At 65.9% G+C, this 21486-nt stretch carries 19 protein-coding genes, 1 other RNA gene and 1 pseudogene; 10 read left to right on the forward strand and 11 right to left on the reverse strand.

Translation table 11 applies throughout. The annotated features are described in order from the left end of the window. Positions 1–248: 248 nt before the first annotated feature. Together ACCQ16_RS17720 and ACCQ16_RS17725 are read right to left on the reverse strand one after the other, a co-directional pair. On the reverse strand, positions 249–1493 hold the full coding sequence (locus tag ACCQ16_RS17720) for a putative DNA modification/repair radical SAM protein (RefSeq protein ID WP_008573323.1): 1245 nt from the start codon (positions 1491–1493) through the stop codon (positions 249–251). Positions 1494–1699: 206 nt separating this feature from the next. Further along, positions 1700–2518 carry a DODA-type extradiol aromatic ring-opening family dioxygenase gene (locus ACCQ16_RS17725; RefSeq protein ID WP_033837461.1) on the reverse strand — a complete coding sequence of 273 codons (819 nt, stop codon included), beginning with the start codon at positions 2516–2518 and terminating at the stop codon, positions 1700–1702. A gap of 415 nt (positions 2519–2933) precedes the next feature. On the opposite strand from ACCQ16_RS17725, the gene ACCQ16_RS17730 reads away from it, so the two are divergent. From ACCQ16_RS17730 to ACCQ16_RS17740, 3 genes are all read left to right on the forward strand, one after another. After that, positions 2934–3830: a LysR family transcriptional regulator gene (locus ACCQ16_RS17730; RefSeq protein WP_209261823.1), complete on the forward strand. Its 897-nt coding sequence runs from the start codon at positions 2934–2936 to the stop codon at positions 3828–3830. Between the two features lie 226 nt (positions 3831–4056). Further along, the gene (locus tag ACCQ16_RS17735) at positions 4057–4626 is read left to right on the forward strand and encodes a flavodoxin family protein (protein ID WP_127167855.1); all 570 of its coding nucleotides are present in this window, start codon (positions 4057–4059) and stop codon (positions 4624–4626) included. 137 nt (positions 4627–4763) lie between these two features. Next, on the forward strand, positions 4764–5759 hold the full coding sequence (locus tag ACCQ16_RS17740) for an aldo/keto reductase (RefSeq protein ID WP_014091147.1): 996 nt from the start codon (positions 4764–4766) through the stop codon (positions 5757–5759). A 22-nt stretch (positions 5760–5781) separates the two neighbouring features. Here the strand turns inward: ACCQ16_RS17740 and ACCQ16_RS17745 are convergent. Beyond that, a non-coding RNA gene (locus ACCQ16_RS17745) (sX9 sRNA) lies at positions 5782–5856 on the reverse strand. A gap of 282 nt (positions 5857–6138) precedes the next feature. Here ACCQ16_RS17745 and ACCQ16_RS17750 point away from each other — a divergent pair. Together ACCQ16_RS17750 and ACCQ16_RS17755 are read left to right on the forward strand one after the other, a co-directional pair. Further along, positions 6139–6834, forward strand: coding sequence for a glycosyltransferase (locus ACCQ16_RS17750; RefSeq protein ID WP_338338936.1), 696 nt, complete (start codon positions 6139–6141; stop codon positions 6832–6834). A 149-nt stretch (positions 6835–6983) separates the two neighbouring features. Next, complete coding sequence (locus ACCQ16_RS17755) at positions 6984–9053, forward strand: M13 family metallopeptidase (protein WP_372380359.1); 2070 nt, start codon at positions 6984–6986, stop codon at positions 9051–9053. Between the two features lie 203 nt (positions 9054–9256). Here the strand turns inward: ACCQ16_RS17755 and ACCQ16_RS17760 are convergent, their stop codons facing one another. Continuing rightward, complete coding sequence (locus ACCQ16_RS17760; protein WP_031424999.1) at positions 9257–10240, reverse strand: oxygenase MpaB family protein; 984 nt, start codon at positions 10238–10240, stop codon at positions 9257–9259. 432 nt (positions 10241–10672) lie between these two features. Here ACCQ16_RS17760 and ACCQ16_RS17765 point away from each other — a divergent pair, with 432 nt between their 5' ends. Beyond that, a complete protein-coding gene (locus ACCQ16_RS17765; RefSeq protein ID WP_008573315.1) occupies positions 10673–11347 on the forward strand; it encodes a hypothetical protein in 675 nt (224 codons plus the stop codon). A gap of 176 nt (positions 11348–11523) precedes the next feature. On the opposite strand, the gene ACCQ16_RS17770 is transcribed toward ACCQ16_RS17765, so the two are convergent. The 4 genes from ACCQ16_RS17770 to ACCQ16_RS17785 all read right to left on the reverse strand — a co-directional run bounded on the left by ACCQ16_RS17770 (position 11524) and on the right by ACCQ16_RS17785 (position 16057). Beyond that, positions 11524–13119: an APC family permease gene (locus ACCQ16_RS17770; protein WP_011348704.1), complete on the reverse strand. Its 1596-nt coding sequence runs from the start codon at positions 13117–13119 to the stop codon at positions 11524–11526. A gap of 321 nt (positions 13120–13440) precedes the next feature. Beyond that, positions 13441–13812, reverse strand: a complete 372-nt coding sequence (locus ACCQ16_RS17775) for a hypothetical protein (protein WP_011348705.1) — start codon at positions 13810–13812, stop codon at positions 13441–13443. Between the two features lie 167 nt (positions 13813–13979). Continuing rightward, complete coding sequence (locus tag ACCQ16_RS17780) at positions 13980–14756, reverse strand: LytR/AlgR family response regulator transcription factor (protein WP_372380054.1); 777 nt, start codon at positions 14754–14756, stop codon at positions 13980–13982. Further along, positions 14753–16057, reverse strand: a complete 1305-nt coding sequence (locus tag ACCQ16_RS17785) for a sensor histidine kinase (protein ID WP_277573215.1) — start codon at positions 16055–16057, stop codon at positions 14753–14755. Before ACCQ16_RS17785 ends, ACCQ16_RS17780 begins: the two co-directional genes overlap by 4 nt. Positions 16058–16365: 308 nt before the next feature. Here ACCQ16_RS17785 and ACCQ16_RS17790 point away from each other — a divergent pair, with 308 nt between their 5' ends. Further along, positions 16366–17580 (forward strand): FAD-dependent oxidoreductase, encoded by a 1215-nt coding sequence (locus ACCQ16_RS17790; protein WP_277573216.1) that lies wholly within the window; start codon positions 16366–16368, stop codon positions 17578–17580. Positions 17581–17888: 308 nt separating this feature from the next. Here the strand turns inward: ACCQ16_RS17790 and ACCQ16_RS17795 are convergent, their stop codons facing one another. After that, positions 17889–18083 (reverse strand): hypothetical protein, encoded by a 195-nt coding sequence (locus ACCQ16_RS17795; protein ID WP_008577726.1) that lies wholly within the window; start codon positions 18081–18083, stop codon positions 17889–17891. Between the two features lie 480 nt (positions 18084–18563). On the opposite strand from ACCQ16_RS17795, the gene ACCQ16_RS17800 reads away from it, so the two are divergent. From ACCQ16_RS17800 to ACCQ16_RS17810, 3 genes are all read left to right on the forward strand, one after another. Continuing rightward, positions 18564–19070, forward strand: coding sequence for a YciE/YciF ferroxidase family protein (locus ACCQ16_RS17800; RefSeq protein ID WP_008577724.1), 507 nt, complete (start codon positions 18564–18566; stop codon positions 19068–19070). Positions 19071–19206: 136 nt separating this feature from the next. Beyond that, the gene (locus ACCQ16_RS17805) at positions 19207–20106 is read left to right on the forward strand and encodes a manganese catalase family protein (RefSeq protein WP_008577723.1); all 900 of its coding nucleotides are present in this window, start codon (positions 19207–19209) and stop codon (positions 20104–20106) included. A gap of 82 nt (positions 20107–20188) precedes the next feature. Continuing rightward, positions 20189–20527 (forward strand): hypothetical protein, encoded by a 339-nt coding sequence (locus tag ACCQ16_RS17810; RefSeq protein WP_008577721.1) that lies wholly within the window; start codon positions 20189–20191, stop codon positions 20525–20527. Between the two features lie 140 nt (positions 20528–20667). Here the strand turns inward: ACCQ16_RS17810 and ACCQ16_RS17815 are convergent, their stop codons facing one another. Continuing rightward, the gene (locus ACCQ16_RS17815) at positions 20668–21237 is read right to left on the reverse strand and encodes a hypothetical protein (RefSeq protein WP_277573244.1); all 570 of its coding nucleotides are present in this window, start codon (positions 21235–21237) and stop codon (positions 20668–20670) included. A gap of 33 nt (positions 21238–21270) precedes the next feature. Next, positions 21271–21456 (reverse strand): annotated as a pseudogene (locus tag ACCQ16_RS17820) (hypothetical protein); the annotation flags it as partial. Positions 21457–21486: the final 30 nt, after the last annotated feature.

The following is a 21486-nucleotide window of genomic DNA, read 5'->3' on the forward strand; positions in this document are numbered from 1 at the left end:
ACTCCCCAGAGACTAACGCCACCATCAACACCAAGACCCTATCGCCGCTGCTATTGCCGTGGCCGTGGCCGTGGCCGTGGCCGTGGCCGTGGCCGTGGATCTTGCTTCACCCCGTCGCCTTAAAGCGAGCCGAGCACCGCAGTCATGCGTGGCCGAAGCGGCGCCCTTGTTTGAGCGTAGCGAGTTTGGGCGCCGTGCCGCGCGTGGCGAGGAGCGCAGGGGACCGGTGCGGCCTTATCGCAGAGGCACTAATCAAACAACCCCGCCTGCCTAGGCGCAGGTGCCAATTGCGCCCGCAACCGCACAGGATCATCCAAGCGTTGACGCGGATGATGATCCAGCACACTCACAAACGGCAGCAACTTCTTCATTGGCACGCGCAGCCGTGCCAGATCCCCAACCCGCAAGCGCGCATGCCGCCGCGACAACAACAGACGCTCCACGTTGCGCGTGCCCAGGCCCGGTACGCGCAGCAGCATTTCGCGCGGTGCCGCATTCAGATCCACCGGAAACCGCTCGGGATTGCGCAATGCCCAGGCCAGCTTGGGGTCCACGTCCAGGTCGAGCATGCCGCTGGACTGCGCCGGCGCAATGTCTTCCACGCTGAACTCGTAGAAACGCAGCAACCAGTCGGCCTGGTACAGCCGGTGCTCGCGCTGCAGGGGCGGCGCCTGCAACGGCAGCTTGGACGAGGCGTCCGGGATGGGGCTGAAGGCCGAGTAATACACCCGGCGCATGCGGTAATTGCCGTAGAGGTTGTGGCTGGTGTCCAGAATGCTGCGGTCGTTGGCATTGTCGGCGCCGACGATCATCTGCGTGCTCTGCCCGGCCGGTGCAAAGCGTGGCGGCTTGGCGCGGCGCACCGTTTCGGCCTTGCGTTCGAGCTGGTTTTCTTCGATGCGCCAGCGCAACTCGCCCATCGCCGAGCGAATGCCGCCCACGCTTTTTTCCGGCGCCAGCAGCGTCAGGCCCTGTTCGGTGGGCAACTCCACATTGATGCTCAAGCGATCGGCATAGCGTCCGGCCGCTGCCAGCAACTCCGGGGCCGCATCCGGGATGGTCTTGAGATGGATGTAACCGGCGAAATGGTGCACCTCGCGCAGCTGCCGCGCCACTTCCACCAGTTGCTCCATGGTGTAGTCGGAGTTGCGGATGATGCCGCTGGAGAGAAACAAGCCTTCGATGTAGTTGCGCTTGTAGAAATCCAGCGTGAGCGTGACCACTTCCTCCGGCGTGAAGCGCGCACGGCGCACATTGCTGGACACGCGATTGACGCAGTACGCGCAGTCGAAGATGCAAAAATTGGTCAGCAGGATCTTCAACAGCGACACGCATCTGCCATCGGGCGTGTACGAGTGGCAGATGCCCATGCCCTCGGTGCTGCCGATGCCGCCGGTGCCCAGCGAGTTGCGCTTGTTGGCGCCACTGGAAGCACAGGAGGCATCGTATTTGGCGGCGTCGGCGAGGACGGCGAGCTTGTCGAGGATTTTCACGCGGGCAGCATGCAGCGGTGGCGTCTCAGCCTATGAGACTCGCATGCACCCGATCGTGAATGCTTCAGAGCGCTGCGGGTTGGCGCGATCCGGCGCTCGCAACTGCATGCGTCCCCGCCCTTGCCGACCGTGCGATTGCACCATCCCGATCGGCATTGCAGCACTTGGCGCAAACATGCCGATGCGCCCACGTCCGCACCCCGGCGCTATGCCGCGATCGGCTCCGCCGCCGCTGCAGGGCCGTCGAAGCGATACAGATCCATGGCCATCAAACCCGCATCGATGCCGGCGTCGATGCGCTGCGCACCAAGCCGGTCATCGCCGGCCGCCCCCATCGCCACGTACAGCGGCAGCCAGTGCTCGTCGCTGGGATGCGCGCGTGCGGCATGCGGCGCCTGGCGGCGGTAGTCCAGCAGCGCGGGGATGTCGTTGTCCAGCAGCTTGCGTTCGGTCCATTCGATGAAGGGCCGCACGTACGGCGCTTGCCGCTCGGCGCTGTAGCCGTGGCGCAAGTCGTGCAGGTTATGGGTGATGCTGCCTGAGCCAACCACCAGCACGCCGTCATCGCGCAATGGCGCCAGCGCACGCCCCACCGCGAACTGGTGCGCCGGTCCCAGCTCGGGCTGGATCGATAGCGACACCACCGGGATGTCGGCGTCCGGATACAGCAGGCGCAGCGGCACCCAGACGCCGTGATCGAAGCCGCGCTGCGGGTCCAGCTGCGGATGCAGGCCGGCCTGCTCCAGCCGGCGCACGATCTGCTGCGCCAATGCCGGCTCGCCGGGCGCCGGATAGTCCAGCGCATACAACGGCGCCGGGAAGCCGCCAAAGTCGTGAATGGTCGGCGGCCGCAGCGCACCGCTGACCAGCGGGCGACGGCCCAGCCAGTGCGCGCTCGCCACCACGATGGCACGCGGCCGCGGCAACGCGTGCCGCAGGTCGGCCAGGCGCTCGCCGACCTGCCCCGGCTGCAGCGCAGTCATCGGCGAGCCGTGCGAGATGTACAGGGAAGGCAAGCGGGTCATGGACAGCTCCTTGATCGATGAAAACAGCATCAGCGCGACGGCCTCATGGCGAATGCGCCTGGTCGGGCAAGGCCCGGGCGATCACCGACTCCGCCCATGACGCCAGGTCCCCGGTCGCCGCCCGGGTTTCGGGCGCCAGCCACGGTGACAAGCGTGTCTGTCGGCGGCGGCAAGCCCACAAGCGCCAGGCAGCGGGCGCAAGCCGGCCGGAGCGCACGCCATCACGCAGGTCATGCCGGGCACCGCAAACGCACACGCTGATGCAGACAGCCGTGCCGATGGGGACGCGAAGATGCAAGGCCAGCCGTCATGGCGGACTCCAGTAGGCACCACACCAGCCTATTCGTTACAGAATTCTGATAAATACAGTTACTTCAGATAAATTATTTCACTTGAGGTAACAATCGGACCCGCCATGGATACCCTCGATGCGATGCGCGTGTTCGCCGCGGTGGCCGAGCGCAACGGCTTCAGCGCCGCCGCCGATGCATTGGACCGCTCCACTGCCAGCGTCACCCGCCAGGTCGCCGCGCTTGAACAGCGGCTCGACACCCGCCTGCTCAACCGCACCACCCGCCGGGTCAGCCTGACCAGTGCCGGCAGCGCCTACTACCAGCGCTGCCGGCAGCTGCTGGCCGATCTGGACGACCTGGAGGCCACCATCGGCGCGCAAGCGCTGGAGCCAGCCGGCGTACTGCGGGTGAACGCGCCGGTGAGCTATGGCATCGAGCGCCTGGGCGCATTGCTGCCGGGCTTTCGTGCACGCTACCCGCAGGTGGAACTGGACCTGTCGCTGTCCGACCGCCTGGTGGACATGGTCGAAGAAGGCTTCGACGTCGCCATCCGCATCACCCGCCAGCCGGCGCCGATGTTGATCGCCCGGCAGTTGGGCAAGGTCCGCATCCTGGCATGTGCATCGCCGGCCTATCTGGCGCGTGCCGGAACACCCCGGCACCCATCCGATCTGGCCGGCCACGAATGCCTGCTCTACCACTACTCCCCCAGCGGCGACGAGGTGCGCTTTCAGGGCCCGGAGGGCGATATCGACGTGCGCCTGCGCGGCGGCCTGCGCGCCAACAACGGGCATGTGCTGAACGCTGCCGCGCTGGCCGGGCAAGGCATCGTGATGCAGCCGGATTTCCTGGCCGAGCCGCACCTCGCCGCAGGGCGGCTGGTGCGCATCCTTCCGGACTACGCACTGGACGAAATCGGCATCTTTGCGGTGTACACCAGCCGCAGCCACCTGGCACCGAAGGTGCGCAGCTTCATCGATTACCTGATCGAATGCATGGCCGAGCCCGGACCTGGTTGAGCCAGCGGCGACGCCAAGAAACAGGTCGCTGATCCGGCACGTGAGCCAATGCGGCCGGGATGTGGGATCGGGGAACTGGGCGCGCAAGCACGCGACATTTCGACAAACGCATCCCGGTTCACCCGCGGCGGCAAACGACCGCGGCAACAGTTCGTCCCGTGCGTGGTCATTCTGCTGTCGCGACCGGTGTGCGCACAATCCGGCTCCCCGTTCAACAGGAGTGCCCATGAGCAAGATCGCCATCGTGTATTTCAGCGGCTACGGCCACACCGTCAAGCAGGCCGAAGCCGTGCACGCGGGCGCGGCCAGCGTTGGCGAGGCCACGCTGTACCGCATCGACCAGGACGGCAACCTGCCCGACGACGCGTGGGATGCCATCAGTGCCGCCGACGCCATCATCTACGGCAGCCCCACCTACATGGGCGGCCCGGCGTGGCAGTTCAAGAAATTTGCCGATGCCAGCTCCAAACCGTGGTTTGCGCAGGCCTGGAAGGACAAGGTCGCTGCCGGCTTCACCAATTCAGCATCGGCCAACGGCGACAAGGCCGCCACCATCCAGTACTTGTGGACGCTGTCGCAACAGCATGGCCAGATCTGGGTCGGCACCGGGCTGCCGCCGGCCAACACCAAGGCGCATGGGCCGCAGGACGTGAACTGGACTGGCGGCTGGGGCGGTGCACTGGCGATCTCGCCATCGGACGCGTCGCCGGACGAAGCGCCGCGTCGCGGCGACCTGGAAACGGCCAAGCTGTTCGGCAAGCGCGTGGCCGAAGTGGCCGCCAAGCTCAAGGGCTGATTGCACGCCGCGCCGGCCCGCGCAGATCGCAGCATGGCCTGCCGATCTGCGCGGGCCGTGCGTTAGCGCGTGGGCCACATCGCGCTAACGCCTTTCACGCCATTGTCTCCCGACCTTTTGCTGCACGGAGTCCCCCCATGCAAACCCGCACGCTTGGCCGTTCCGGCCCCACCGTTTCGGCCCTGGGCCTTGGCTGCATGGGGATGAGCGCGTTCTATGGCGACCGCAGCGACGAGGCCGCCTCGATCGCGGTGATCCACCGCGCGCTCGATCGTGGCATCAGCTTGCTCGACACCGCCGACATGTACGGCCCGCACACCAATGAAGTGCTGGTCGGCAAGGCGATTGCCTCGCGCCGGCATGAAGTGTTTCTGGCCACCAAATTCGGCATCAAGCTCGACCCCAACGACCCGTCGGTGCGCGGCATCGATGGCAGCCCGGCGTATGTGCAGTCCGCGTGCGAAGCCAGCCTGCGTCGGCTGGGCGTGGAGCATATCGACCTGTACTACCAACACCGCGTCGACCCCAACGTGCCCATCGAAGACACCGTAGGCGCGATGGCGCGCCTGGTCGAACAGGGCAAGGTGCGCTTTCTCGGCTTATCGGAAGCGGCCGCAGCCACCATTCGCCGTGCGCACGCGGTGCACCCCATCACTGCGGTGCAGACCGAATATTCGCTGTGGTCGCGCGAGCCTGAAGACAACGGCGTATTCGCCGCGGTGCGCGAACTCGGCATCGGGTTCGTGCCGTACTCGCCGCTGGGGCGCGGTTTTTTGACCGGCGCGTTTTCGTCGCCGGACGATTTCGATGCCGACGACTACCGCCGCCATTCGCCGCGTTTTCAGGGCGAAAACTTCACCCGCAACTTGCAACTGGTGGAGCAGGTCAAGACCATTGCTGCCGACAAGGGCATCACACCGGGGCAACTGGCATTGGCCTGGGTGCTGGCGCAAGGCCAGGACCTGGTTCCGATCCCGGGCACCAAGCGGTTGGCCTATCTGGAAGAAAACATCGCTGCGCTGGATGTGGCCCTGATGCCGGACGAACTGGCCCGCATCGATGCCATCTTCCCGCCGCAGGCTGCGGCTGGCACGCGCTACCCGGAAGCAATGATGGGCGCGGTCAACCGCTGAGCCGTGCTGCGTGGCCTAGGTTGGCTGACACGCAGCGGCGGCTGCCAGGTGGCTGCGGACGGCGCACTTGGAACCGGCGTGTACGAACGTGGCACATGCCGATTCTGGGCACGGCCGCGCCCGCATGGCGGTGAGCGCAATCGCCTTGCGGTATGCCGCGGGTCCTCGCAGCGCACAGCCAGCGCTGCGGCACTGCGTTGGCGCCGGTGGAGCTTGCCGCGCGCCACTGCTGCCATCCAACTGTCACACCGCAATCGATAGATGCGTGTGTGTTTCGCAGCGCTCGTCGATCGCGCGTACTGGATGCTGACCGCCCCTGCTCACACTCCCGCTTCGCAGCCCCTTGCACACTGGCTGCAGTTCACACGCCTATTGCCCCATGCTGTCCTTCGTGATTCCCGCCCATGACGAGGCTGCCCTGATCGGCGACACGCTGCAGTGCCTGCATGCCTGCGCGCAGGCCATGCAGCTGGACTATGAAGTGATCGTGGTGGCCGATGCCTGCGAAGACGCCACGGCAGCCATCGCACGCAGCCATGGCGCGCAGGTGCTGGAGGTGCAGTTGCGCCACATCGCCGCCACGCGTAATGCCGGCGCACAGGCCGCACGAGGCGAGCGCCTGTTGTTTCTGGATGCCGACACACTGATCAACCCGCACGTCGTTGGCGCAGCACTGGCTGCGCTCGATGCCGGCGCGGTAGGCGGTGGGGCGCAGGTGCATCTGCAGGGCAAGCGGGTGTGGTCCGAGCGCATGGCGCAGGCGGTGTTTAGCTGGTTTTTCCGTGTTTCCGGCATTGCGCCCGGGTGCTTTCTGTTTTGCACGCGGGTGGCCTTCGTCAGTGCAGGGGGCTTCAACACGCGCTACTACGCCGGTGAAGACGTGGCACTGAGCCGCGCCCTGGCGCGCTGCGGACGCTTTGTGATCTTGCGCCAGACCGTGCACACCTCCGACCGCAAGCTGCGCAGCTTTTCCAAGCGCGAGCACCTGAGCCTGCTGTTGCGGTTTCTGTGGCGCGGGCGGCGCATGCTGCAGACCCGCGACGCGCTCGGCTTCTGGTATCAACGCCGGCGCTGAACCGAGCGTGTCCGCATCACCGCGATCCGCGGCGAAGCCTACGCTGGAACCGGCACCCGGCACTGCAGGCCACTACACTGTGCTGTCCGTTTTGGTTATACGAGCTGCGCCGCATGGCTTCTTTGCATCGCCCCGTCCTCATCGCCGCCATGTCTGCCGCGCTGCTGACCAACGCCGCATGCCACCGCGATGGCGCGACACCGGCCGCGAGCACGCACCCCGCGCCGCCCCCTAGCAAGCCCAAGCTCGGCGATTTAGGCTTCGATGCGGCCGGTATGGATCGCAGCGTGGCGCCGGGCGATGACTTCTTCGATTACGCCAGCGGCAACTGGGTCAAGCGCACGCAGATCCCGGAAGATCGCGCCAGCTTCAACAGTTTCGTTTCCATCGCCATCGAGACCGAGCGGCATAGTCGCGACATCATCGAAGGCGCTGCCGCCAACGACCGCGTCACCGGTGAAGACAAACAGATCGGCGACTACTACGCCGCCTACATGGACGAAGCCAGCATCGAGGCCAAGGGCGTGCGCCCGGTGCAACCGGAACTGGAAGCGATCGCCCAGCTCGACGACAAGCAGGCCCTGGCGCGCACCTTGGGCGGCCAGCTGCGTGCCGATGTCGATCTGCTCAACGCCACCAATTTCCATACCGACCGGCTGTTCGGCCTGTGGGTGTCGCAGGACCTGCATCATCCGGGCCGCTACGTGCCCTATCTGGTGCAAGGCGGCCTGGGCATGCCCGAGCGCAGTTTCTACCTGGACGGCGGGCGTATGGCGCAGCTGCGCGAAGCCTACCGCGCGCACATCGTCACCTTGCTGGAGCTGGCCGGCATCGACGATGCGCCCGCCAGGGCCGAGCGCATCCTGGCGCTGGAAATCGCCATGGCACGCGTGCACGCGACTCCCGAGCAGACCAACAACGTGCAGGCCGGCGCCAATGCCTGGAAGCAGTCCGATTTCGCGCGCAATGCGCCCGGCCTGGACTGGGCGGTGTTCTTCGAGGCAGCCGGCCTCAACGCACAACAGGATTTCATCGTATGGCAGCCGCGCGCGGTGAGTGGGTTGTCGGCGTTGGTGCAGTCCGAGCCGCTGCAGACCTGGAAGGATTACCTGAGCTTCCGCGCGCTGGATCGCGCCTCGCCCTACCTGTCCAAGGCCTTCGCCGACGAGCGCTTCGCGTTTTACGGCACCACGTTGGAAGGTACCCCGCAGCAGCGCCAGCGCTGGAAACGCGGCATCGACGCGACCAACGCCGCATTGGGCGAAGCGGTCGGCAAGCGCTACGTGCAGAAGTACGTCAGCGCGCAGACCAAGACGCGTGCCGAAGAGATGGTGAAGAACATCATCATCGCGTTCGGCAAACGCATCGACGCACTGGAGTGGATGAGCGCCGAAACCAAACAGCATGCCAAGGCGAAAATCGCCGGCCTGACGGTGGCGGTCGGCTACCCGGACACCTGGCGCGACTACAGCGGGCTGGACGTGCGCCGCGATGATGCGCTCGGCAACGTGCAACGCGCCGAGGTCTTCGAATACCGCCGCAACCTGGCCAAGCTGGGCAAGGCAGTCGATCATCGCGAGTGGTACATGCTGCCGCAGGAGGTCAACGCGCTGAACGTGCCACTGGAAAACCGCCTGATCTTCCCGGCGGCGATCCTGCAACCGCCGTTCTTCGATCCCGCCGCCGACGATGCGGTGAACTATGGCGCGATCGGCGCGGTGATCGGCCACGAGATCAGCCACAGCTTCGACAACATGGGCGCGCTGTTCGACGAACACGGGGAGCTGCATAACTGGTGGACACCGCAAGACCTGAAAAAATTCGAGAGCGCCGGCAATGCCCTGGCCGCGCAGTTCAGCGCCTACCAACCGTTCGACGACTTGTCGGTCAACGGCAAGCTGACGCTGGGCGAAAACATCGCCGACGTTGCAGGCCTGGCCACTGCATATGACGCCTACCAGCTGTCGCTGCAGGGCAAGCAGCCCCGGACCCTGGACGGTTTCAGCCCGGATCAGCGCTTTTTCCTTGGCTTTGCACAGGCCTGGCGCGGCAAGTATCGCGACGCGGCACTGCGCAATGCGCTGCTCACCGATGTGCATGCACCCGGCCGCTTCCGCGCGCAAACCGTGCGTAACCTCGATGCCTGGTACCCGGCCTTCGATGTGACACAGGGTCAGCAGCTGTATCTGGCGCCGGAGCAGCGGGTCAGGATCTGGTAGGTGCTGGTCGAGGTCGATGCAGCGCCAATGGAGCTGGTGTCTGCGGCATTGTTTGTCGTGGCGCGCGGCAGTGCCATGCCGGGGGATGGCGAAGTGCGTGAGTACCCACGTCGTGGTTGCCGTCGAAAAAACGGCACGACCAGCGATTGCCTATCGCGCCACCAGCGCACGTCAGAACACCCGCTCCGCCCGGCCCACCGCCGTTACACGCCGACAGGCCACTCCAGCAACATCGCCGGCGGCAATTGCATGCGCCTGCATGCGCGCGCAGACAGTCCGTCGCGCAAGGCCGTGCGGAACAGCGGCGACAGGCTGCGCAGCAACCGTGCCGATGCGCGCGCCTGCGCGCGTTGGGTGGTGGTGCGGCCGAGCATGTCGCTGGCCCAGCCGGGCAACAAGGCCGTGCCGGCGCCGAGAAATACCCCGCGCGACAGACCCGCGGCGGGCACCGGCAGCTGGATGCTGGTGAGGATGTCGAGCACCTCGCGCGAGCGCGCGTCCATGCGTAACTCTCCCAGCACCGATGCGAAATACGCATCCACCTGCGCCTCGCTGGCCGGCACATCGGCTGCGCCCAACGCCTCGGCCACGCGTCGCGCTTCGTCGTAGTAGCGGTCGGCGATGGCAGCAGGCACCTGGCGGCAATAACGCCGGCATCCCTGCAAGAACCCATAGGCCTCGGTCACGTGCACCCAAGTGAGCAACTGCGGGTCGTTGGCCTCGTAAGGCACGCCGTCGGCAGTGTGGCCGCGAATCTGCGAGTGGATCTTGCGCACGCGCGCAATCAGCTGTTCGGCTTCCGCGGCTGGCGCGTAGGTGGTGCCGGCGACGAAGTTGGTGGTGCGCCGCAGCCGCCCGATCAAATCGGTGCGGAAGTTGGAATGGTCGTAGACCCCGGCCAGCGCCCGCGGATGCAACAACTGCAACATCAATGCGCACAGGCCGCCGGACAGCATGCCCGGAAATTCGGAGTGGATGCGCCAGGTGATGCTGTCGGGCCCGAAGATGCCGGGATCGCCCAGCGGCTGATCGTATTCGATGGTGCTCTGACCACGCGGAAACGCGTCGAGCACCCAGCGATGGATCTGTTTGGCGGCGGGGGCAGTGAGAGTGCGCAGGACGGCTGACATGCGGCAATGATACGCAGCCCATCTGCAACGCCAGGTCAGCGTAGCGCTGACCGGCATCCGTTCGGCACGTCAGCGCGGCGATGGCGATGGCGATGGCGACCAGATGCTGACGGGCATCGTGACCGCGAAGCCGGAAGAACGCGACCTGGCATCTGGGTGGGGTACTGACCATCCGGGCGATCAGGCCCGCTGAGCTTTTTACCAACGGGCCCGGCGTCGCCGAACGCCCTACCCTTCCAGCATGTCCGGCAAGCCGGCTTGCCTGTCCTTGGAGCCCGGCAATTGCCGCAGCGCCGGGTGTGCAGTGCAGCAAGATCGAAGGCGCCGCGCAGGCACATGGCGGCGGCATGACCGCAAATCCGCCTGAATTCAGCAATTTGTGCGCGTCTGCGCAAAATTGCGCGGCCAGCGCTTCGTTTGAGGCATTGCCATGCACAGCGAAAGTGCTAGAACTAAGCCCGTCCGTCGACGCACTGCTTCGCCAGCACGTTGCGGACGCTCCAGGGCACCGGCCGCGGCCAGTGCAGCAAGTCGTTCGTACCAGCCATCCGTCAGGAGCTTGTCATGATCGCTTTGTTCCAGGGTTTAGGCCTGCTATTGCAGGACAACGCACTCCATCGGCTCCCCTTCGACGAGCAGGTGGCTCACTGGCGCGACAAGACCGACGCGCAGCTCGACGAAGAGCTCTCGCTGCTCAAGGTGGCCAAAAAGCAGTGGGTGATCGCCTCGATCATCGGCTGGCAGGCGATCTCGCTGATATTGCTGGGCGTGATCACGCACCAGCTGTGGCAGAACGACTACCACCTGACCTTCAGCCGGGTGGTGATCATCTTCACCTCGTGGGCGTCGATCCTGTTCGTGATGTGGTACATCGCCGACCTGTTCGACCACAGCGCCGGTTTCGAACGCTGGCTACGCGCCTTCAACAGCCGCGCGCGGGTGACGCCGGACGCCGACTCGGTCGAATGCGTTGCCGACGCGCTGGACATGACGCGCCGCTACCCGGAGGTGCTGCGCTACAAGCAGGAGGTCACGTCCAAGCGCGAGTTGCGCCACGAAGACATCGTCAACATGCGCGAAATGGGCCGGCTACGCCGCTATACCGAACTGCTGCGCGACCTCGACCGCTTCGATGGCGCGCCACGGCTGGTGGTCAATTCCTGACCAGGCCCAGCGTGGCGATGCAGCGACGCGTTGACCGAGAAACACGCTACCTGCAGCAATGATTCGGCTGCAAACAGGAACGGCCGGTGCGCACTGCGCCGGCCGTTCTTGTTTATTCCCAGCGGTGACCGCCAGCCGGTTGCCGGGAGTCGGCGCCGGCTAGCGCCTGTGAGCATTCACGCCTGCGCAACCGCCTTCTCCACCGAGGGAGTCCGCCAGCCGCTGCGCACGCCCCAGACGTAGAACACCGCGCCCACGACTGCGACCACGACCAGATCGGTGCCGTAGCTGAGGTAGCCATGGCCACCGAAATCGGTGCTGCCGGCCCACGAGACCAGTGCGATGGTGGGCAGGTAGCAGATCATCCAGGCCGCACCCTTGAGGTTGCGGCGCAGATCCGGCCAGCCTTGCTTGGCCTGGTAATAGCAGTACACCGGCAGCGCCACGACCATCAGCAGGATGATCTCGCCGGTCAGCGGCCAGCGTGCCCAATACAGCAGTTCGGTGGCCATCACGAAGGCCACGCCGGCCAGCACCGGCAGTGCGGCGATGCGCAGCGGGCGGTGCAGTTCCGGCGCGTGCCGGCGTAGCGCCATCGCGCTGATCGGGCCGGTGAGGTAGGAAATGATGGTGGCCACCGAGATCACGGCCGCCAGCGTGCCCCAGCCGCGGAAGAAGAACAGGAACACGAACGACACGGCCAGGTTGAAGAACATCGCCATGCGCGGCACGCCCCAGACCGGGTGCAGCTTGCCCAGCACGGCAGGCATGGTGCCGTTCTTTTCCATGCCGTAAACCATGCGTGCAGTGGTCGCGGTATAGGTGATGCCGGTGCCGCTGGGGCTGACGAACGCATCGATGTAGAGCAGCATCGCCAGCCAATGCAGGTTGACGATGATGGCCAGCTCGGCGAACGGCGAGCGGAAATCGATACCGTGCCAGCCGGCCTTGGCCAGCAGATCCGGCGGCACGGCGCCGATGTAGGCCACCTGCAGGATCACGTACACCACCGTGGCCAGCGCGATCGAACCCAGCACCGCGAACGGAATGCTGCGGCCGGGGTTACGCGCTTCGCCGGCCAGATTCACCGGGCTCTGGAAGCCGTTGAAGCTGAAGACGATGCCGGCGGTGGCCACCGCCGTGAGCACCGCAGCCAGGTCGAGCACATGCGAATCGCCGTGGATGCCGACGCTGAAGTTCTCGCTGTGGAAGCCGCTGGCGATCAGCGCCACGCCAGTGGCGGCAGGCACCACCAGCTTGAACACGGTGATCAGCGTATTGGAGCGTGCGAACAGCTTGACGCTCCAGAAATTCAGAAAGAAATACACCAGCACCAGCACCGCGGAAATCAGCAGACCGGGCACCGAGAGCTCGCCTGCGCCACCAGGCGCCTGCACATACAAGCCCTGCGCCCAGGCCCATGGCCAGGACGCCATGTACTGCACCGAGGCCTCGGCCTCGACCGGGATCACCGAGACGATGGCGATCCAGTTGGCCCAGCCGGCAATGAAACCCACCAGCGAGCCGTGCGAATAGTGGCTGTAGCGCACCATGCCGCCGGACTCTGGGAACATGGCGCCCAGCTCGGCATACGACAGCGCGATGGTGGTGATGATCGCCGCGCCCAGCACCCAGGCCCAGATCGCGCCGGGGCCGGCCAGGCCGGCCGCGCGCCAGGCGCCGAACAGCCAACCAGAGCCAATGATCGAGCCCAGGCCGGTGAGCATGAGGGCGAAAGGGCCAACGTCGCGGCGTAGCGAGTGTTCGGACATGAGGAGCCTGGCAGTGAGGACGCCGTGAACCGGCAACAAGCCGGTAATGATCGCAGAAGCGACCGCTTGCCGTCAGTGCGTATTCAGGCACGACCGGGGCGTCGCTGCCGACATCCTGCCGATCCGGCAGTGCGCGGCAGATCCACGCACGCCAGGGCTCGTTGTCTGCAGCAGCGACCAGCAGTGCCTGCACAGCCGCCAGGCTGGCCCCGCCGGTGCCCGGAACCCGCAGGCACCCGCGATGGGCACTAAGGCTTCTGCGCGTGGCCTATGCACACGCACGCACGCCCAACCACAGCTCGGTGCGTGCGTGCGCCCTCCTCAGCCGCGGCAATCGGCCTGCGGTGCGGTGGTCTCCACGCAGGTGTGCGCCTGGCCGGGAACGCCGCGCAATTCGCGCACCTGCCCTGGCACCAGCACAAAGCTGTCCAGGGTCTTGCGGGCACACGTCGGTGCGCTTGCGCCATCGCCGCTGCCGCGAGCGCCGCACTGCTCCTCAAAGATCAGGTAGTAGCAATGGCCGGTATCGCTGGCCAGGCAATGCACGCTGGTACTGCTCGCGGTGATCAGCGTCTTGCTGAAGATCACATCGTGGCCATCGCGGGTGGCACGGGTGATCGAGGTGGTGCCATTGCGTTCATGGCAGCCGGCCAGGGCAAGCAGGCAATACACCAGGGAGGCGATCAGGCGCATGGAGACAGTCCTTTCAGTCGATGCAAACGGGGGAATCAAGGCAGGCTGCAGCGCGTCAGGCAGCGGTTGTCGGTCATCGGAACGCTGTGGCACTCACGCGCATACGTAGGTTCCACGCGCGCTGTCCGCATCCATCCGGGACTGCGCGCGATGTCTTGCAGTCGCACTTACATGCCGCGGAACAGGCTCATGAACGGCTGGCTGACGGTCAGCGTTTCGCTGCGGCCGCGCAGCGCCAGCCGGCCCTTGCCGGTGTCCTCGCGCACCACCGAGGCAACCGCCTTCATGTTGACGATGGTCGAGCGGTGGATCTGTTTGAACACCTGCGGGTCCAGCACATCCAGCAGTTCGCGCAATGGCGTGCGCAACACCGCGTCGCCGGCCGCAGTCATCACCGTGGTGTACTTCTGATCGGCCTGGAAGTACGCCACCTCTTCCAGCGCGATCAAGCGCGTCTCGCGCCCGCTGCTGGCGGTCAGCCAGGCGAGCGGCGGCGTGTGGCTGGCAGCGCCCGGGCGCGCGGACAGACGCTGCAGCAAAGCCTCCAGCAGCGCGCCATCCGGCTGGCCGGCAGTAGCGCGTTGTTGCACGCGCTGCCAGGTGGCCTGCAGCCGCTCGCGGCCGATGGGCTTGAGCAGGTAATCCACTGCGCCGTGTTCGAACGCATTGATGGCGTACTGGTCGTAGGCGGTGACGAACACCACCTGGCTGCGCGGGCTGACCTCGCGCATCGCACGCGCCACCTCGATGCCGGTGAGGCCCGGCATGCGGATATCCAGAAACACCACCTCCGGCTGCTGCGCGGCGATGGTCTCCAGCGCGCTTGCACCGTCCTCGCAGTCGCCCACGATCTGCAACTGCGGGCACACCTCGGCCAGCAGCGTCAGCAACGACTGCCGCAGCAAGGCCTCGTCTTCGGCCACCACGGCGCGCAGCGCGCTCATGCCCGCACCTGTGCGGCGTGTGCCGCCTGTGCGCCCGCAAAGGGCAACGGTGGCGGCGGTGGCACGGCACCCAACTGCGTCGGCAGCGGCAGGCTCAAGGTGGCCGCCACCCCGCTGGGGAAGTTGGACACGATGGCAAAGCTCGCCTTGTCGGCATAAATCAGCTTCAGCCGCTCGCGCAGGTTCTTCAAGCCAATGCCGGTGCCGTGGCTGTGCGTGTTGAAGCCCTGGCCGTCGTCGGCCACGGTGAGCGTGACATGGTCATCGTGGCGACGCGCCAGGATCCACACGGTGCCGCCACCGGGCTTGGCTTCCAGCCCGTGCTTGATGGCGTTTTCCACCAAGGTCTGCAACATCATCGACGGTAGCGGCAACGCACGCAGTTCGTAGGGCACTTCCACCTGCAGGGCCAGCCGCGTGCCCATGCGGATGCGCAGGATCTCCAGATACGCCTGGGTGCGTTCGAGTTCCTCGCCCAGGGTGGCGATGGCACCGTCGGCGCTGGGCAGCGAGCTGCGCAGGTACTGGATCAGATGGCCGATCATGATCTCGGCGCGCGGCGGGTCGGTGCGCGCCAGCACCTGCGCGCTGGCCAGCGTGTTGTAAAGAAAGTGGGGCTCGACCTGGGCGTGCAGCAGATTCAGGCGCGCCACGGCCAGTTCCTTTTCCATGACCGATTGCTCGGCGGCGGCCTGTTCGTCACGACGTTGCTCACCGACCCGGCGCACCACCGCGCGATTGATCGCCTCGGCGTTTTCGTAGTTGCTGCCTTCGTCCACCGCGAACAGATCCACCCAGGCGCCAGCGTCGGGCTCGCACAACACGGTGACGCTGCTGGTGCCCTGCCCCGGCGCGATCGTCGCCAGGATCTGGTTGTGGGTGATGGCAAAGCGCGCGAACAGGTTCCAGCGCGAGGGCTGGCGACCTGCGTACGGGTCGATGCGGCGCACCTTGGCGCGAATCAGCAGGCTGCCCGGCGCGCATTCGATGTCCTGCACACGCGGTAGCGCACGCACCGCCTCTTCCATCACCGCGAAGCTGGCCTGCACATCCAGCGGTACTTCGATCTGGCGGCGCTGGCGGGTGGACAAGGTGGTGTGGTCCAGCCGATCGGCGATCAGGCGCACGCGCCGCACATGGGTGACCGAACTCATCAACGCCAGCGTCAGCAAGACCATGCAGGCCAGCGCGAAGATCGGGCCGATGGAGCCGAACAACTGCGTCCACATGATCCCTGCCACCACCAACGCGGCGGCCCAGGCGAACACGATGCGCACGATCAGGAAGACACTGGCAGACACGGGTGGGCAGCTCGTTGGGATGGGACGGGAGCGAGCATAGCCGGCGCGCGCCACTGCGAAAGCCCCGGGCGACGAATGGCCGCCAGCGTGGCATCAAACGCCAGGATTGCGGTGCGAAACCCTGATGCCGGGCCATGGCCGCGGCAGATGCGCGCGCTATGCTGGATGCACGCTTGCGCTGCGCATGCCGCGCTCGGTTGCTGCCACGCGGCAGACAGCATCTAAAGATGGCCACGGCATGCCTCCGCGCAGGCGTGGCGAGCCGCATCATGGCACCCATCACCCACCACACCTTGTAAGGGAGTTGCATGCACCGTCGTCATTTTCTACGCAGCGCCGGTGTTGCGCTGGCGGCCGCCTCCACCGCGAGCTGGGCAGCAACGAACAAGGCGCTCGCCGTCCCGCCCGCCACCCAGCCGGTCACGCTGCCGGGTGGTCTGCCTGCGCCGTTCGCGGCTGCCCCGCCATTGGCGCCGATGCGCGCCTCGGTCGATCGCATCATCGCCATCAACGGGTGCACGCGTCCGTTCCGCGCGCAGGGGCCGCGGATCGAAGCCGAGCGCATCGGCCGCAAGACGGTGGTGCACAACTATGGACATGGCGGCAGCGGGTGGTCGCTCTCGTGGGGTGCCGCCGAACAGGCATTACGGTTGGTGCGTGCCGCCGACCCGCAGGCGCGCGTGCTGGCGGTGATCGGCTGCGGCGCGATCGGCTTGACCACCGCCCTGGTGGCGCAACGCGCCGGCTTGCGTGTGCGCATCTACGCGCGCGAGCGCCTGCCGGATGTGCGCTCGTTCTATGCCACCGGCGTGTGGTCGCCGGATTCGCGCGTGTGCACCAGCGACCACGCCACTGCCGACTTCAAGAGGCGCTGGGAAGAAATGGCGCGCACGTCGTTTCGCCGCTACCAGACCTTGCTGGGCCTGCCCGGCGAGCCGATTGAATGGCGCGATGGCTACGTGCTCTCGGACGTGCCCTTCGATCGACCTGTCGCCCCTGCCGAAGCGCATGAGCCGGACTATCCGCCGCTGGAGCGCGAACTGCTCGATGATCTGGGCCCGCGCTCGCAGCCGGTGGCGCCCGGTGATCATCCATTTCCGGTGGCGTTCGTGCGCCGCTACAGCCAGCTCACCTTCAACCTCAGCGCGTATGCGCGCTTGTTGATGGATGACTTCCTGCAGGCAGGCGGCGAGCTCTACACGCGCGAGTTCGAGCATCCGCGCCAATTCGGCGATCTGCGCGAGAAGATCCTGATCAACGCCACCGGTTACGGGGCGCGCGCCTTGCTGGGCGACGACAGCGTGATTCCGGTGCGCGGGCAGACCGCACGCCTGATCCCGCAGCCGGAAGTCACCTATGGCCTGGTCTGGCGCGGCCACAATCTCAACGTCGTGCCGCGACGCGACGGGTTGTTGGTGCAGGCGCAAGGCGCACACGACTTCAATAACGCAGACGCCATGCCCGACCGCGCCGCAACGGAAGCGGCGGTGCGCGAACTGGCGCGGCTGTTTGCCACACGCTGAGCGACGCGAGCGCGGTGGTGGCCTGCGTGCATTGCAGAGCGCATCGGTGCTGGCAATGACATGCAAAGTCCTCTACCGGACGCCGGCATTGCAGGTGGTCGTGCCGAACCAGCAGTGCACTTGTTGGTCGTTGGAAGGTCGAGCCACGCCAAGCGCAGCGTCGACAACCATCAAGCACGCCTCAGGTCGGCGTGGACGGCGCAGGTGAACCGCGGAGGATGTGCGACCGCACGGTCATCAGCCGCGCCCGCCAGGCGGTGCACGCAGTGGTTCCATTCGCGCTTCACACGCCGCCCGGCACCCCCACGCTAACGGTCTTCAAGCGAAGCCTGCAATGCACTGGCCAGCGCAGCGTCGCCGCTGACCAGTTCTTCCCAGCGCAAGGTCACGCCTTTGCGCCTGCCTTTTTCGACCAATTTCAAACCTTGCGGATCGATGATCAAGGTATATGCCTGATCGCCGATCTGCAGTTCGCGACGTAAGGGTTTGTCCAGCGGCGTCATCGCACGGTCTCGCAAAAGGTTCGATCGTCGTTGTACCGCATCGACGTGGATCGATGCTGGAGTGCAGCGATGCGCAAGCCTAGCCGCATCGGCGCCGAGCTGATGGCCATAGCAGGCGCGTCATTGCACCCCTTCGTTGCAGGCGCAGCGAGCGCGGCCTGCACCACAGCACAGGTCGCCATCGCATCGGGATCACCGTTTCCACCAATCCCGCTAACACTCGCAGGGCTAGCGTAGCGACCACGCGGTACTGCCTGGAGATCGACGCGATGACCACGGTGTACTTCGAAGAACGTCAGGTGCAGTGCGCACGACCCTGCGCTGCAGGCGAGTGACACGCACCACGACGATTTCGGAGTTGTCGCACGTGCTGCATCGGCACGCCTGTTCGCAGGCGTGCAACGCGAGCTCATCAAGGCATCGCCACCAACATGGCCAACCGCAGCAACCCATCCTCTGACCAACCCCAAGGAGCCACACATGGCGATCAAGACTGTCGAAGAACTTTTCATCCACGAACTGTCGGACATCTACAGCGCCGAGAAGCAGCTGACCAAGTCGCTGCCGCGTCTTGCGCGTGCGGCCACCGAGCCGAAACTCAAGCAGGCCTTTGAAACCCACCTGGAAGAGACCCAGGGCCAGATCGAACGCATCGATCAGGTCGTGGAGACACTGGGCATCAAGCTCAAGCGCATCAAGTGCGCTGCGATGGAAGGCCTGGTCGAAGAAAGCCGCGAGGTCATCGACGAAATCGAGGCCGGCCCGGTGCGCGACGCTGCACTGATCGGCGGCGCGCAGAAGGTGGAGCATTACGAAATCGCCTCGTACGGCACCATTGCCGCCATGGCCAAGCAACTCGGTTATGCCGATGCATTGCCGCTGCTGCTGGCCACGCTGGAAGAAGAAAAGGCCACCGACGAAAAGCTGACCCTGCTCGCCGAACAAGGCGGCAACCAGAAGGCATCCAAGGCCAGCAAGGCCGCCTGAGTCACCGCGCAGGACGCTCGCCGCCGTCCTGCGTCGCTTGCATCCCTGCGGGCATCCCCCCGAAGCCAAAGCCCCACGTTTCTGCCCGCTCGCTGAGTGGTCGTAGTTGCCGGGCGTCAGCCATGGAGCACCACCCATGTTCATGCACAACAAGCGTTTGATGTACACCGTCCGCGTCGCCCAGCCCAATCCCGATCTGGCCACGCTGATGTTGGAACAGTTCGGCGGACCGCAGGGCGAACTCGCCGCTGCAATGCGCTATTTCACCCAGGCACTGGGCGAAGACGATCCGGGCCGCAAGGACCTGCTGTTCGACATCGCCACCGAAGAGATCAGCCACCTGGAGATCATCGGCTCGATCATCGCCATGCTCAACAAGGGGCCCAAGGCGGTGCTCTCCGAGGGCATGGAAGAGGCCATGGACATGCGCAACATGACCCAGAACAGCACCAGCCATACCCAACAGATTCTGTATGGCGGTGGCCCGGCCCTGGTCAATTCCAGCGGCGTGCCGTGGACGGCGGCGTATGTCGACAGCATCGGTTGCCCCACGGCCGACATGCGCTCCAATATCGCGGCCGAAGCGCGTGCCAAGCTGGTGTATGAGCGCCTGATCAACGTCACCGACGACCCGGGAATCGTGGATGCGCTGCGTTTCCTGATGACGCGCGAAGTGGCGCATCAGAAGTCGTTCGAAAAGGCCTTGTACTCGATCGAGCCGAATTTCCCGCCGGGTAAGCTGCCGGGCGATCCGCGCTTCACCGACAAGTACTACAACACCTCCCAGGGCGAGGGCGACATGATCGGTCCGTGGAATGCCGGCGAGCAGTGGGAAGTGGTGGCCGACCGCGAGGCGCAGGCCGCCGTGGATGGTGGCGACGGCTCTGCCACGGTCGCGCTGGATGCCACGCAAACCGCGGCACTGGATGCCATGTCCGAGCGGCTGCTCTCCAATCCCGAGCTGGACCGCGTGACCGGCGCTGACCTGGGTGCGGGCCCGGGCGCCGGTTCCACCACCGGCGATATCCAGCGTTAGACCTGATGGGTGCAGCTGCACCCATCACCAGCCCGGAGCCAGTACGCTCCGGGCTTTTTCATTGCACTGCACAGGAGTTGCCATGAACGAAAAATCCACGCTCGACACACACGACGAACGCCAATCGGCCTATCGCGGGAACGGTACCGACGCATCGGTGGATGGCCAGGGCCGCAACGATCCATCGGCTGTCCAGACCCGCGATGCACTGCCGCCGCGTGACGACGCGCCGGAAGCGTTGCATCAACGCGGTCATGGCCGCGGCGGCACCTTGGGCGAAGGCGAACCCGACGGCCACCCGGAACGTGACGGCAGCACGCAACCCAACTTCGGCCAGAGCGGCACTTACGGCAAGCAGCAACACATCGACGCGCAGCAACGCGCCCTGGACGACAACGCCGAGGAAGCAGAAGACAACTGATCGATTGCGAGCCTGCCGTCGGTGGGTTGACCTGTTCGCGGCGCGATCGTTAGCAGGCAGCGATCAGGATCGACCCACACTACCGAAACGATGAAGGGGCCCGCTGGGCCCCTTCTTTGTTGGCTGCATGGCGCACGCGCTTATGCTCGCGCAATCGGTGCCGGGGCCCCTTCGCTCGCCCACTCCGGGCGTACGCCTGCCGCAGCGGCGCAGCGTTCCAGCCGCCAGGGCGTGAGATGGCGCATGGCTTCGGCGCCGCCCATGTGCAGCCACTTGCTCAGGTCCGCGTCGATACACAGCGGCCGGTAGGTGGGCATGCTCGCCGATGAGGCGACGAGCAGCGAGAATCCCACCTGCAGGCGTCCGCCGATGTCCATCACGTTGCGCAATCCGGCGGCATACACCGCGCTGCCATCCTGGCTCAACCAGGTCGCGGCGGTGGTGCCATCCGCCGATGCAGTGCAGACGAAACCGCATAGCGCAATGGCGCAGCGTTGGGTTTCCCAGATGGCCAGATCCACGCCGCCCAATCCGCCGGGCTCCTGCAAATGGATCGAACGCTGCTGCCCCGGTGCGCGGCGGCCGAAGGTCGCGCGCTCCTCGCGTTTGCCGCCACGGTCGGCGACGAAGATGTCGGCGTCGGCGCCCACCCCGACTTCGACCCATGCGTTGCTCATGCGGGCGGACAACTGAAGAATGCGCGTAATCATGCCTACTCCACTATGTGCATCTCGATGACATAGGTGGTTACGCACAATGCGCGCCAACTTTCTGACGTTCGCAAAAGTCGGTGCTGCAAGCGTTTGACGCGGCTTCAGTTGCGCAACATGCACTACGAAAGCCGAATCGGTCGCAGGTTCTGCACCATCGCGCAGTATTTGCCGTTGGCTGCGCGTGTACAGCGCGCGGCAACGCCGTTGGATGCAGATGCACGTGCAGCAGCGTTTGCTGTCAACCGC

This window comes from Xanthomonas sp. NCPPB 1062, assembly GCF_041481705.2.
GTDB lineage: Bacteria > Pseudomonadota > Gammaproteobacteria > Xanthomonadales > Xanthomonadaceae > Xanthomonas > Xanthomonas euvesicatoria.